Below are 13,784 nucleotides of genomic sequence, written 5' to 3'. Positions count from 1 at the left end.
TGGCATATATACTCCTTAATAAATTAAGGAGATTAGCCTTGAACTTCTTGTTATCTCTAACAAGCACAGACTATATCTTATCCATAGTGTATCTCAACACCTTAGGCGAAACCACTTCCAATACCAATCGCTTGTATTGTACTCCCCTCACGAGGGATAGTCGTTGAACTTTCCTTTTCAGGATTAGCTGCTGATTGTCTATTATCATAATGTTTAGGATTTAACCTTGCACCATCTAGTATATTTTTTCTGCTTTCGCTACCTTCACACTTATACCATATTTGAACGAAGGTATTATGTTGTGGTTATACTAGCTTTAAGAGTTCCCAGCAATTCAGTTTCTTCGTTGCACGGTTTTGCTCCGTGTCTACATACAAGTTTCCCTATATGCTTACTAAAATTTTCGTGCAATTTATCTCACGACTAAAGTTGCGAGTATTCTTGCACTATTTAATAAATACCAAAATAAAAAGCGATAAAATGCCCCCACAAATAAACTGCAGCCCAAAAGAATACCTAGGATCAGCAGTTGCCACAATTCCTCCGATTTTTTTCCCAATCGCCCCTCCAATTACAATTGCTGAACTGATTTTAGCTATATTTTTTGCCTTCTCCTCCTTTTCAGATAACTGACTGACATATCCAAAAGCTACTGCAAAAGTTCCTCCCGAAACAAATCCTGCAACTATTCGAGCTAAAAATATAATAGGAAGACTTGTAACAAATCCAAAAACAAGCTGGGCAATCCCATAAAAAAACGGCATAAGCACAAAAATCCTCTTCATTCCAAATCTATCTGCCAATGCTCCCAGATAAGGCGAAGAAATAAACATTGCTGTACTCATAAATGCTAAAAACTCTCCGGAAATACTCTTTTTCCAGCCTCTCATCTGAATCAGGTCAGGTGTTCCTGGATGTCCTAAATTATATACAACCATACATAAAAACATCATTATTATCATTCTATTTATATTTTTTTTCATTTGTTCCATCTCCTTTCTTTTTTACATCTCATACTATTTCCCATTTAAACACCGAACTGATTATAAACTTTTTTTAAAGATTCAGTATCTCTTGTTAGAATATAACTTCTATTTTTAAATGGGGCTTAGTATCAAATACTTTTTTAAAATTAATTATGAAAAAATAAAAAACCAGACACTACTCTGGTTTTAATAAAAATATTTATTTAAAATTTTATTTCTTAAAATAATCCTGGAATATTTACTCCACCAGTAACTACTTCCATTTCCTTTTCAGCCATTTCTTCAGCTTTATCCATGATTTCGTTCACTGCATTTATAATTAAATCTGAAACAATTGTTGAATCATTTTCTTCAATTGCATCTTTTAAAACATCCAAAGAAATTGATAAATCAACTAATTTTTTTTGACCATTAGCTTTAATAGTGATTCCACCACCAGCTACAGAACTTTCTACAAATTTATCCTTTAATCCCTCTTGGATCTTTAACATTTCCTGTTGCATTACTTGAGCTTGTTTAATTATATCCTGTTGGCTTCCACCTGATTTATTTCCAGCTCCTTTTATTTTTCTAACCATAGCTAATAATTCCTCCTACGAATTATGATTTATATATTTATAACAATTTTTATCTTTATAAAAAAAAATGGTGGAGAGAGAAGGATTCGAACCTTCGAAGGCTGAGCCGGCAGATTTACAGTCTGATCCCTTTGGCCACTCGGGAACCTCTCCACAACATTCTAAATTTAAATAGTGGTGCCGCTTGTCGGACTCGAACCAACCACCTACTGATTACAAGTCAGTTGCTCTACCAGATGAGCTAAAGCGGCACTAAATGGCGGAAGTGACGAGACTCGAACTCGCGACATCTTGCGTGACAGGCAAGCACTCTAACCAGCTGAGCTACACCTCCATAATGGTGGTCACAATTGGGCTCGAACCAATGACCCCCTGCTTGTAAGGCAGGTGCTCTCCCAACTGAGCTATGCGACCATAAATAATCACCATTTAATATTTTATATTCAGTTTTAATTTTGGTACGGCCTAGGGGGATCGAACCCCTGTTGCCAGGATGAAAACCTGGAGTCCTAACCACTAGACGAAGGCCGCACAATTATTCTTTTATCTGTTTATTTTTTTACCACTCACAGACAAGAAATATAATATCATATTTAAATCTATTTGTCAACTACTTTTTTAAAATTTTTTTTGATTTTTTTTTAAAGGCGTATTGGATAATCAATCACAACAAAAAAATATATAAAAAAAAACATAGTAAATGATATACCAAAATTTCTTAACAAATGAGAATATAAATGGTTTAATACGAAAATTTTTACAGCATGAATAAAATAAAGAAAAAAGTATCAAGGATATAGAATGCATTAAATAGAGGATATAAGAAAATATTGGACTGTTATTCATCAGAATGAATATTATTTTGACAACACAGTAATAAGAAAAAAAATAGGGCTGTTTCATAAAATAAATAAAATTCCTAAATCATAAATTTTATATATTTTACCATATTTATAGAATCAATAAAAATAATATCTATTGATTTTTAAAATATATTAATATTTATGTTAGTAAAATTATTTTTGAATTATGAGACAGCCTCTTAAAAAATATTTTTTACATTATTTTTACTTTTTTGTTATGCATGATTTGACAATACACCCAAATTTTTCTACATTTTTATTACAATAATTTTCTGCAATCTATTTAGTTCAGATTCAATTTCATCATTTGCCAATATTTTCATTGTTACTCTATTTGAATAGTTTTTCTCTAATATTTCTACCCCAAATTTTTGGCTATTTCCACTTAAAAATGCTTCTATTTCAGAAGTATTTTCATAATCATAGTCCAAAATAAAAATAGATCTTTCTACATATTCCACAATTCCGGCTTCATTAACAGCCAATTTTGCAGTTTTAGCATAATTTCTTATAAGTCCACCAGCTCCAAGTTTTATGCCGCCAAAATATCTTGTAGCAACTAATGCAACATTATAAATATCCAAAATTTTCAGTATTTCCGCCATAGGCTTTCCAGCTGTATTGCCAGGTTCGCCATCATCATTGTATTTAAAGTACTCCTGTCCACTTTCTATAACTCTGTAAAGCGGGACATTATGAGTTGCTGTCGGATGCATTTTTTTTATTGAATCGATAAATTTTTCTGCTTCAACCACTGTTGAAACTGGTTTAATGTATCCAATAAATTTAGATTTCTTTTCTTCAAATTCAATTACCGTTTCCTTTTGTACACTCTTCAAGCCTAATTCTCCTTTCATTTTATGATTTCACTACATATTCAATTAATTCTTTAATCGTCTGAACCTCCCACGACTAAAATCGCAGGGTTCCAAAATCTTTAAAAATATTCAAAAATTTTCTAAGAAGTTTGATAGCTTTACACTACCCTTATTCTTTTAGGCGTGTTCAGCTCACCTCTATTGTATAGGACGCTTAAATCCACAACTTTACTTTTCCTTAATATGTTTAATGCTCCGTTACAATCTGCATTTAATTGATAGCCTTTACTTGTTTGATATAGTCCTCTTTTTATTCTTTTTCCACTGAATTTATATTCTTTTTGATTTTCTTTATCATATATTGGAATTTCATCTCCATCAAAGAAACTTGCTTTTGATGTATAACTTTCTTCTTGTAGTTTAAATTCTATTCCATATAGTTTACATAGATATATTAATTTATCTCTTAATTTTCCATATGGTATATTTACAAAGTTTTGATTATTTATAAATTTCTTTGAAAATCTTCGTTACATCCTAGAACTAGTTTTCCTATATCATTATTAAGACAATAATTTATAATTATTCTTGCTGCTTTTGAAAGATAATCATTTATGCGATTATTTCTCTTTCTAGCTATTCGCTTTTGTCTTAATGTTGTCCGCTTAATCTTTTGCTTATCTTTTATACTTTGTAATTTTGCATTTATCTTATTATAATATTGATTTATTGATTTTAATTTTCTGCCATCTATTATGAATGATGCTCCAGTATTTGTAACACAAGTGCAAAGATTGTTTATACCTAAATCAATTCCTAGTGCATTTTCTTTATTTAATTCCCTTTGAACTTCCTCTACTTCATAAGTATATTGAATTTCAAAGTACCTAGAATGTTGTTTTGGTATTATTCTAATCTCTTTTATCTTCTTGCCTTTTAATACTGGTGGCAGCTTAATTTTAACTTCCTGATGAGTTTTCTTAAATGAATTTGAATAAGGAACTATCAGAATATCATCTTTTAATCTTACAAAACCTATAACAAGAGTTGTAAATCCATCTTTAGCAAGATATTTAGGTAATTTTATATCTTTAAAATTATATTGACCATTCTTAGCAAGTTTTAAAAGCCCAAAAAATGATTTGAAACTTCCATCTGCTTCTTTTAGAATTTGTTGAGCCATATTAGAATTTAATTTTTTATAGTTTTCATTATAACTTAAATACTTTTTCTTATTAAAATAATACTGTCTAATATTATATACAGCTTCATGCTATATGGCACAAATATTTTAAATTCCTAAACTCTTTTTTACTAAGATGTTTTACCTGTTGTTTTAATGTTAAATACATATATAATCACCTCCTTTTCATCAGAGATATTATCCCGTATATTCTACATTTTATCTATTAAAAAGTAATATTTTTTAAATATTTTTAAAGTTTTTAAAACCCCACAACAGTGGGAAGCGTCGTTCACATAAGTACGCTACTACTTATGCAGTTCTCATGGCATATACACTCCTTAATAAATTAAGGAGATTAGCCTTGAACTTCTTGTTATCTCTAACAAGCACAGACTATATCTTATCCATATCCTATTTCAAAGACTTAGGCGAAACCACTTCCAATACCAATCGCTTGTATTGTACTCCCCTCACGAGGGATAGTCGTTGAACTTTCCTTTTCAGGCTTAGCTGCTGATTGTCTATTATCATAATGTTTAGGATTTAACCTTACACCATCTAGTATATTTTTTCTGCTTTCGCCACCTTCACACCTATACCGTATTCTCACTTAGGTATTATGTTGTGGTTATACTAGCTTTAAGAGTTCCCAGTAGTTCAGTTTCTTTGTTGCACGGTTTTGCTCCGTGTCTACATACAAGTTTCCCTATATGCTTACTAAAATTTTCGTGCAATTCATACCCTACGAGTACATGTCTCACGACTAAAGTCGCAAGTATTTTTGCACTATTTAATAAAAAATTGTTCCATAATCCAATACTGGACGTTTTATTGTTAAAATACCAACTCCACATTCCTGACATGCTTGAACTTTTTGAAGTTCTCCACCTGTTTCTCCACTTTCCTTTGTAATAAGATACTGAAATCTCTTATTTTTTTAAAGAGTTTATGTTCACACAAGTTCGCTGCTTCTTATGCAGTTCTATTAACATCTTATATTTTTTAAGATATTTTTGAACTTCTTAATATTTCTATTAAGCACAGACTATATCTTATCCCACAGCTTTACCTGTTTGGGCCTGCCCGCTTCCACCAGCTTTGGTGTACTCCCTTAAAGGGATAGTCGTTGAACCTTACCTTGCGGTCTTGGCTGCTGATTGCCCATTGTTTTTAAGATAAATTTTCTTTTAGCACTTAGGTTTTAACCATTTTTATTTTTTATGCCATCTGGTTTATTTTTTCCGCTTTCGCAACGATCACACTTATATCTTCACATTTATTTTATCCTAAACAAGACATTATGTTGTCGTTAAACCAGCTTTAGGGTTTTCCAGCAATTCAAGCAGTATTAGGCAGTTTTAAAACCGCCTATGCATACATATTTCTATATATGCTGACTATACTTTACAAACTAATTTGCAATTTTTAGTTTCAATTATATGCTTTACAGTTGTAGTTTTAATCAATTTTGTAATTTTCCAATATTGCAACATTCATTTCTTTAGAAAAAGGTCCTTGCATAGCAATTATATTTTTAGGCAAATATCCAAGTTTTTCTGCATTTTGTATAGAAACCGTTGTAGGCAGTATCCTAATAAATAAATTATTCTTTTCTTCTATACCTCTTAACTCTACTAAGGAATTTGATCCCAATGTACTCAATATATTTTTATTTTCAAATTTATTCAAAAATGCAATTAGCTCCTTCAAACTTTTAAACTGAAATACATTTTCAGTTCCATAATCCAATATTTTTCTTTCAAATCTTACATATTTTATCTTTTTCTCCGCAATATTCCGCTCATTTAAATAACTTACCATTGAAATGACAATATTACTAATATTTTGTGCATACGGATGACTTGCATCAATAATTAACTGAACTTCTAAAACTTATTTTATTTTTAGAAGTTATCGTTCACATAGGCTCGCTACTTCCTATGCAGTTCTCTCAAATACTGTAATTATAGTAAAACTGCTTTAAAACTGAACTCAAAGTTATGACTATTTTACTCAAACCCTAAATTTATATGATTTTTAGCAGTTTAATTTTAAATAGAGTTCACTACATATTACTAAAATCAGTTTCTTATATTAATAAATTGCAATATTTCTGAACTTCTTAATATCTCTATTAAGCACAGACTATATCTTATCCCACAGCCTCACCTGCTCGGGTCTGCCCGCTTCCACCAGCTTTGGTGTACTCCCTAAAGGGATAGTCGTTGAACTTTACTTTTCAGTCTTAGCTGCTGATTGCCCATTATTCTATTTAATTTTAGCACTTAGGCTTTAACCACGATAAACTTTATATCTTTATGCCATCCAATTTATTTTTTCCGCTTTCGCAACATTCACACTTATATCTAAATTTTGTTCAAAAAAAGATATTATGTTGTAGTCAAATTGGCTTTAGGGTTTTCCAGCAATTCAAGCAGTATTAGACAGTTTTAAAACTGCCTATGCATACATATTTCTATATATGCTGACTATATCGCCTTTCTTAAATTTCCAGCCATAATTTTAATCAATATTTTTTTCCAAAATTAAATTTTCAATTTGTAATACACCCAATCTTTCTGAAATTATATGTATCCGTTTATTTTCAGCCACATCCTCAAGTAATTTCCCGCCATATTCAGTAGCCGTACTCACAACAATGTCATCTTCCCTGGCTTTCATAACCTCATCTAAAATAATTCTAGAATCCTTTGTTCCTCCAATTATCCAAATCATCTAATTTCCCTTTCCTAACTATAATTTTAAATTCCTCCAATTATCCCCTTTTTTACCAATAATATAAAAAACTGTTCATTATTTTATGCCTTTCATATTTCAATTGTAAAAAACTGCTTAATTTTAAAAATTACAATTTATCACTTTCTAATTATACCACATTATTTATTTTTTATTGCTATTTATTTCATAAATTTTAATTTATTACTTAAAATTAATAAATTATTTTTTCATATAAAGAAAATTAAAAATCATAATTATTTTTATCTCCATCACCTAATTTTTAAGCAAATCCAAAACTTATACTATCTTAATTTTTATCAATATGATTTTATGATAAAACTCGTTTAAAAATAAAAATTATATTTTATACTCGAACCTCTTTAAAATCAAACTACTAAAATTACATAAATTTAGATTTTGAGTAAGTAGCCATAACTTTAAAGTAGTTTTACTATATTACTAATAAGAGATCTTGGCACCTTACCAAAAATAGTATTAACATTATTTTTCATTTAAATAATTAATTTATTATAAATTTTTTCAAAAAACTTATTATACTTTAGTAAAAAATCTAAAAAATAAAAGTTGAAAAAATTTTTATGATATGATATAAATATTAAGTTACTCAAATCTTTTATTAAACGAACAAATTAAATTTGAGTTCTATAATATAAAGAATTACAGAAAGGATAAAAAACATGAATAATAAATTAAAACTATACATTGTCAGACACGGACAAACAGAATGGAATGTACTGGAAAAATTTCAAGGTCAGTTAAATTCACCACTTACTCCAGAAGGAATTAAAAAAGTAAAAGAAACTGCCAAGGAACTTAAAGATGTAAAATTTGAAGCAGGTTATACAAGCCAAATGGGAAGAACAATTGCTACTGCAGAAATAATCTTAGAAAATAATAAATATGAACAAGAAAAAACTTCAGATCAAAAACTAAAACTTCAAAAATTACCTGAATTAAACGAAATACACTTTGGAGAATGGCAAGGTCTGACATTTAAAGAAACTTTCGTTAAATATCCGAAAGAAGCCCATAATTACTTTTACGATGTAAAAAATTACAATGCCAAAAATATAAAAGGAGAAGAATTAAAAGATGGATTAGAACGATTTTTAAAAGGCCTAGAAAAAATTAGAGAAGAACAAAAATCAGGAAATATCCTAATTGTAACACATGGAACTGTACTGGAATTATTTTTTAACTATATTCAAAATAGAGAAGCTGATGATTTAGATGAACGAAAATTAATCGGTAACGGTCAATACAAAATATTTACCTTTGAAAATGAAAAATACATAGCATTATAAACTAAAAAATTTAATTAAAATAATTATTTATTAATTATGCCAAAACATCCGTAACTTTAGTCGTGAGATGAATGGCATATTTTTTGTTTACAAAAAATAAAAAAAACTCCGCTAAGGAGAATATGACACAACAAAAATAAATTCAATTCTGCAAATAAAAAAATGGCGTCCCCGGTTGGACTCGAACCAACGACCCTCTGATTAACAGTCAGATGCTCTAACCGGCTGAGCTACGGAGACACACATATTTAAAAAAGTTTGGCAACTACCTATCTTCCCAGGACGAATCCAAGTATTTTAGGCACTAACAGACTTAACTGCCGGGTTCGAAATGTTTCCGGGTGTATCCCTGTCGTTATCATCACCAAACTAGATATACATACTGTCCATTAAGACAATGAGAAATAAATAGCAGCAGTAAAAGATTATCTTAAAAGCAGACGTAATATTAGTACTAGTCAGCTGAATGCATTGCTGCACTTTCACCCCTAGCCTATCGACCATATGTTCTCTATGGATACTACGAATATTCATCTCAAAGTCGGCTTCCCGCTTAGATGCTTTCAGCGGTTATCCGTGCCAGACGTGACTACTCAGCCATGCCACTGGCGTGACAACTGATACATCAGAGGTCTGTCCAACCCGGTCCTCTCGTACTAAGGTCAGATCTTTTCAATATTCAGGCGCCTGCAGTGGATAGGGACCGAACTGTCTCACGACGTTCTGAACCCAGCTCGCGTGCCTCTTTAATGGGCGAACAGCCCAACCCTTGGGACCTTCTCCAGCCCCAGGATGAGACGAGCCGACATCGAGGTGCCAAACACTTCCGTCGATATGGACTCTTGGGAAGTATCAGCCTGTTATCCCCGGGGTAGCTTTTTATCCGTTGAGCGACGGTCCTTCCATGCGGAACCGCCGGATCACTAACTCCTACTTTCGTACCTGCTCGACCCGTCAGTCTTGCAGTCAAGCTCCCTTATGCGTTTGCACTCTTAGGCTGATTTCCATCCAGCCTGAGGGAACCTTTGAACGCCTCCGTTACTCTTTGGGAGGCGACCGCCCCAGTCAAACTGCCCACCTAGCACTGTCTCCGTTGCCAGATTAGAATTCCGACAGCATATGGTTGGTATTCCAACAGCGACTCAGCAATGGCTGACGCCATCACATCACAGTCTCCCAACTATCCTATACACACATTGCCAGAACCCAATGCCAAGCTACAGTAAAGCTCCACGGGGTCTTTCCGTCCTACTGCAGGTAGCCGGTATCTTCACCGGCATTACAACTTCACCAGGTCTCCAGCCAAGACAGCTCTCAAATCATTTCACCATTCGTGCAGGTCGGAACTTACCCGACAAGGAATTTCGCTACCTTAGGACCGTTATAGTTACGGCCGCCGTTCACCGGGCTTCAAATCGGAGCTCTCACTCCTCCTCTTAACCTTCCGGCACTGGGCAGGTGTCAGCCCATATACGTCGCCTTTCAGCTTAGCATAGACCTGTGTTTTGGTAAACAGTTGCTTGAGACTCTTCACTGCGGCCTGTTTCCCCTGGGAGCGCTTCTCTCCTTCAGGTATGTCAGGCACCCCTTCTCCCGAAGTTACGGGGCTATTTTGCAGAGTTCCTTAGCTAGAGTTATCCTGTCGGCCTTAAGTTTCTCACTCTGTCCACCTGTGTCGGTTTACAGTACGGGCGCTGCTTCTCATCGATAGAAGTTTTTCCTGGCAGTGTAGGATCTGCGACTTATGCAAATGCACTTCCCCGTCAGGTCTCACGTTTAGGCGTGCGGATTTACCTGCACGCCCACGCTGGGCCCTTAGAAAGGCTAAACCGTCAGCCTTCTCGCATACCTTCCTGCGTCACTCCGTCTCTCAAGCGATAACAGCGGTACAGGAATATTAACCTGTTTTCCATTCGCCATCACAATTTTGCTTATGCTTAGGTCCCGACTTCCCCAGGGCGGACAAGCCTTCCCCCTGGAAACCTTGGACTTCCGGCCGGCGGGATTCTCGCCCGCCTTCTCGCTACTCATTCCTGCATTCTCGCTTCTGATACCTCCAGGACGGCCTTGCGGCATCCCTTCGACGGCCTACAGAACGCTCTCCTACCAAGATACGGTGTATCTTCCGCAGCTTCGGTTTATGTCTTAGCCCCGTTACATCTTCGGCGCAGGCACTCTCGACCAGTGAGCTATTACGCACTCTTTCAAGGCATGGCTGCTTCTAAGCCAACCTCCTGGTTGTCTATGAATGTCCACCTCCTTTCCCACTTAGACATAATTAGGGACCTTAGCTGGCGGTCTGGGCTGTTCCCCTCTCGTCCGAGGACCTTGTCATCCACGGACTCACTCCTGAACATAATATATGGTATTCGCAGTTTGCTTGATTTCGGTAAGCAGTACGCCCCCCTAGATCATACAGAGCTCTACCCCCCACATATCTCAGTTCAAGGCTGCACCTAAATGCATTTCGGAGAGAACGAGCTATCTCCTAGTTCGATTGGCTTTTCACCCCTAGACCTATCTCATCTCCCAACTTTTCAACGGCGGTGAGTTCGGCCCTCCACTGAGTCTTACCTCAGCTTCAGCCTGGACAGGCCTAGATCACTAGGTTTCGCGTCTATGACTGGCGACTTGACGCCCTATTAAGACTTGGTTTCCCTTCGGCTCCGTCTATTAACCTTGCCACCAGCCATAACTCGCAGGATGATTAACCAAAATCCACGCAGTCACACATAATGTGCTCCTACCGTTTGTAAGCACACGGTTTCAAATTCTGTTTCACTCCCTTGCTCAGGGTTCTTTTCACCTTTCCCTCACGGTACTCTTCACTATCGGTCAACAACAGTATTTAGCCTTACGTGATTTGGTCCACGCTGATTCACGCCAGATTCCTCGTGCCTGACGCTACTCGGGTGCTTCCAGTCTCCACATATGCTTTATGTTCTACAGGACTTTCACCTTCTTCGGTCCAGCTTCCCAACTGGTTCCACTTACACATATGCAGATTAAACATTATGACAATCCGTTAATGGAAGTCCCGCAACCCCGTGCCAGCAACGCTGTCCGCTTGACACTGGCACGGTTTAGGCTTTTCCCTGTTCGCTCGCCGCTACTTGGGGAATCGTTTTTTACTTTCTTTTCCTCCTGCTACTTAGATGTTTCAGTTCGCAGGCTTGCCGTTTTCACGCATGCCCTCCAGGCATGCAGGTTTACCCATTCGGAAATCCGGGGATCAATGATTATGTGCATCTTCTCCCGGCTTATCGCAGCTTATCACGTCCTTCGTCGGCTGTTGCTGCCTAGGCATCCTCCGTGTGCCCTTATTAGCTTTTATATCCAGAATAACTTTTTACTCTAGTTTAGTTATAATCTTTTACCTACTATTCATTTCCCATTGTCCTAAATAATAATATTGGTGGAGATAAGCGGGTTCGAACCGCTGACCTCTGCCTTGCAAGGGCAGCGCTCTCCCAACTGAGCTATATCCCCAAGACTTCTTATGGTGGGCATGGCTGGACTCGAACCAGCGACCCCTGCGTTATCAGCACAGTGCTCTAACCACCTGAGCTACACGCCCATAAGATATATAAAGAAGCAGTGCTTATACTCCTTAGAAAGGAGGTGATCCATCCGCACCTTCCGGTACGGATACCTTGTTACGACTTCACCCCAATCACTATCCACACCTTAGATGCTTTCCTCCTTGCGGTTGGACCGGCAGCTTCAGGTGCAGACAACTCTCGTGGTGTGACGGGCGGTGTGTACAAGACCCGAGAACGTATTCACCGCAGCATTGCTGATCTGCGATTACTAGCGATTCCAGCTTCATGAAGTCGAGTTGCAGACTTCAATCCGAACTTGGACCGGCTTTAAAGATTGGCTTGGCGTTGCCGCCTTGCGGCTCTCTGTACCGGCCATTGTAGCACGTGTGTAGCCCAGATCATAAGGGGCATGATGACTTGACGTCATCCCCGCCTTCCTCCTGCTCTTCGCAGGCAGTCTTGCTAGAGTTCCCAACCTAATGATGGCAACTAGCAATAGGGGTTGCGCTCGTTGCGGGACTTAACCCAACATCTCACGACACGAGCTGTCGACAGCCATGCACCACCTGTCTCTGCGTTCCCGGAGGCACAGCCTGCTCTCGCAGGCCTTCGCAGGATGTCAAGATCTGGTAAGGTTCCTCGCGTTGCGTCGAATTAAACCACATGCTCCACCGCTTGTGCGGGTCCCCGTCAATTCCTTTGAGTTTCAGCCTTGCGGCCGTACTCCCCAGGCGGATTACTTATCGCATTAGCTTCGGCACGGACACTCTTCATGCCCACACCCAGTAATCATCGTTTACAGCTAGGACTACCAGGGTATCTAATCCTGTTTGCTCCCCTAGCTTTCGCACTTCAGCGTCAGTTACCGTCCAGTGAACTATCTTCATCATCGGCATTCCTGCACATATCTACGAATTTCACCTCTACTCGTGCAGTTCCGTCCACCTCTCCAGTACTCTAGCCACATAGTTTCCAGGGCAGGCTTGCGGTTGAGCCGCAAGTTTTCACCCCAGACTTATCTGGCCGCCTAGATGCCCTTTATGCCCAATAATTCCGGATAACGCTTGCGACATACGTATTACCGCGGCTGCTGGCACGTATTTAGCCGTCGCTTCTTCTGCAGGTACCGTCATTTTTTTCTTCCCTGCTGAAAGCACTTTACAATCCGAAAACCTTCATCGTGCACACAGAATTGCTGGATCAGGGTTGCCCCCATTGTCCAATATTCCCCACTGCTGCCTCCCGTAGGAGTAAGGGCCGTATCTCAGTCCCCTTGTGGCCGTCCACCCTCTCAGGCCGGCTACCTATCATCGCCTTGGTGGGCCGTTACCCCACCAACAAGCTAATAGGACGCAAGGCTCTCCTGCAGCATCTCCTTTCATCAGGCTGGACATGAGTCCGCCTGACTTTACCAGGTCTTATCAGTCGTTTCCGTCTGTTATCCCTGACTGCAGGGCAAGTTCCTTACGCGTTACTCACCCGTCCGCCTTGGCTAGGCTGTGCAAGCACAACTTCGCCAAAGACTTGCATGTGTTAAGCATTCTGTCAGCGTTCATCCTGAGCCAGGATCAAACTCTTCATTCAATATATTTACATATATTTAAATTTCACCTAATTAGTCTTGACGTTATCTTTTTCAAGATACTTGACTTTATTGATTATACACTTAATTGCTTCTTTATGTTATTAATATCTCTATTGTCCGTTGATACATTTTCGTATCGACAAGATATATATTATCATAAAA

The 13,784-nt window shown here is 37.2% G+C and carries 7 protein-coding genes, 8 tRNA genes, 3 rRNA genes and 2 pseudogenes; 1 reads left to right on the top strand and 19 read right to left on the bottom strand.

Translation table 11 applies throughout. From position 1 onward, the window contains the following. Window positions 1-446: 446 nt before the first annotated feature. From FVE74_RS01220 to FVE74_RS01145, 13 genes and pseudogenes are all read right to left on the bottom strand, one after another. On the bottom strand, window positions 447-983 hold the full coding sequence (locus tag FVE74_RS01220; protein WP_232053976.1) for an MFS transporter: 537 nt from the start codon (window positions 981-983) through the stop codon (window positions 447-449). A gap of 221 nt (window positions 984-1,204) precedes the next feature. Beyond that, window positions 1,205-1,564, bottom strand: a complete 360-nt coding sequence (locus FVE74_RS01215; protein ID WP_147002830.1) for a YbaB/EbfC family nucleoid-associated protein — start codon at window positions 1,562-1,564, stop codon at window positions 1,205-1,207. Between the two features lie 68 nt (window positions 1,565-1,632). Beyond that, window positions 1,633-1,717: transfer RNA gene (locus tag FVE74_RS01210), tRNA-Tyr, on the bottom strand. 22 nt (window positions 1,718-1,739) lie between these two features. Next, window positions 1,740-1,815, bottom strand: a tRNA-Thr gene (locus tag FVE74_RS01205). A gap of 6 nt (window positions 1,816-1,821) precedes the next feature. Next, a tRNA-Asp gene (locus FVE74_RS01200) sits at window positions 1,822-1,898 on the bottom strand. Between the two features lie 4 nt (window positions 1,899-1,902). Next, window positions 1,903-1,978: transfer RNA gene (locus FVE74_RS01195), tRNA-Val, on the bottom strand. 42 nt (window positions 1,979-2,020) lie between these two features. Further along, window positions 2,021-2,095, bottom strand: a tRNA-Glu gene (locus FVE74_RS01190). 580 nt (window positions 2,096-2,675) lie between these two features. After that, window positions 2,676-3,266 carry an IMPACT family protein gene (locus tag FVE74_RS01185; protein WP_147004540.1) on the bottom strand — a complete coding sequence of 197 codons (591 nt, stop codon included), beginning with the start codon at window positions 3,264-3,266 and terminating at the stop codon, window positions 2,676-2,678. 137 nt (window positions 3,267-3,403) lie between these two features. Next, a pseudogene (locus FVE74_RS12225) lies at window positions 3,404-4,597 on the bottom strand (RNA-guided endonuclease InsQ/TnpB family protein). Between the two features lie 258 nt (window positions 4,598-4,855). Further along, on the bottom strand, window positions 4,856-5,041 hold the full coding sequence (locus FVE74_RS01175) for a hypothetical protein (protein ID WP_147002829.1): 186 nt from the start codon (window positions 5,039-5,041) through the stop codon (window positions 4,856-4,858). A gap of 180 nt (window positions 5,042-5,221) precedes the next feature. Next, window positions 5,222-5,347 (bottom strand): annotated as a pseudogene (locus FVE74_RS01165) (precorrin-6A/cobalt-precorrin-6A reductase); the annotation flags it as partial. Window positions 5,348-5,889: 542 nt separating this feature from the next. After that, window positions 5,890-6,303: a precorrin-6A/cobalt-precorrin-6A reductase gene (locus FVE74_RS01155; RefSeq protein ID WP_147002828.1), complete on the bottom strand. Its 414-nt coding sequence runs from the start codon at window positions 6,301-6,303 to the stop codon at window positions 5,890-5,892. A 651-nt stretch (window positions 6,304-6,954) separates the two neighbouring features. Further along, window positions 6,955-7,167 carry a precorrin-6A/cobalt-precorrin-6A reductase gene (locus FVE74_RS01145; RefSeq protein WP_147002827.1) on the bottom strand — a complete coding sequence of 71 codons (213 nt, stop codon included), beginning with the start codon at window positions 7,165-7,167 and terminating at the stop codon, window positions 6,955-6,957. 701 nt (window positions 7,168-7,868) lie between these two features. On the opposite strand from FVE74_RS01145, the gene FVE74_RS01140 reads away from it, so the two are divergent. Beyond that, window positions 7,869-8,495, top strand: a complete 627-nt coding sequence (locus FVE74_RS01140) for a histidine phosphatase family protein (protein ID WP_147002826.1) — start codon at window positions 7,869-7,871, stop codon at window positions 8,493-8,495. A 163-nt stretch (window positions 8,496-8,658) separates the two neighbouring features. Here FVE74_RS01140 and FVE74_RS01135 read toward each other — a convergent pair. The 6 genes from FVE74_RS01135 to FVE74_RS01110 all read right to left on the bottom strand — a co-directional run bounded on the left by FVE74_RS01135 (window position 8,659) and on the right by FVE74_RS01110 (window position 13,621). After that, window positions 8,659-8,735 (bottom strand) — tRNA-Asn (locus FVE74_RS01135). Between the two features lie 16 nt (window positions 8,736-8,751). After that, a 5S ribosomal RNA gene (gene rrf / locus FVE74_RS01130) occupies window positions 8,752-8,864 on the bottom strand. A gap of 59 nt (window positions 8,865-8,923) precedes the next feature. After that, a 23S ribosomal RNA gene (locus FVE74_RS01125) occupies window positions 8,924-11,829 on the bottom strand. 79 nt (window positions 11,830-11,908) lie between these two features. Next, window positions 11,909-11,984, bottom strand: a tRNA-Ala gene (locus FVE74_RS01120). Window positions 11,985-11,995: 11 nt separating this feature from the next. Then, window positions 11,996-12,072 (bottom strand) — tRNA-Ile (locus FVE74_RS01115). 37 nt (window positions 12,073-12,109) lie between these two features. After that, window positions 12,110-13,621 (bottom strand): 16S ribosomal RNA (locus FVE74_RS01110). Together the 16S, 23S and 5S rRNA genes with 3 tRNA genes alongside form the textbook arrangement of a ribosomal RNA operon. Between the last annotated feature and the right edge of the window lie 163 nt (window positions 13,622-13,784).

The organism is Leptotrichia wadei (genome assembly GCF_007990445.1).
Lineage (GTDB): Bacteria > Fusobacteriota > Fusobacteriia > Fusobacteriales > Leptotrichiaceae > Leptotrichia > Leptotrichia wadei_A.
This window is presented reverse-complemented; position numbering and strand designations above follow the sequence as displayed.

Excerpts from the sequence above, each read along its gene's own strand:
- FVE74_RS01220 (WP_232053976.1), bottom strand. The coding sequence starts at position 983 with ATGAAAAAAAATATAAATAGAATGATAATAATGATGTTTTTATGTATG.
- FVE74_RS01215 (WP_147002830.1), bottom strand. The coding sequence starts at position 1,564 with ATGGTTAGAAAAATAAAAGGAGCTGGAAATAAATCAGGTGGAAGCCAA.
- FVE74_RS01145 (WP_147002827.1), bottom strand. The coding sequence starts at position 7,167 with ATGATTTGGATAATTGGAGGAACAAAGGATTCTAGAATTATTTTAGAT.
- FVE74_RS01140 (WP_147002826.1), top strand. The coding sequence starts at position 7,869 with ATGAATAATAAATTAAAACTATACATTGTCAGACACGGACAAACAGAA.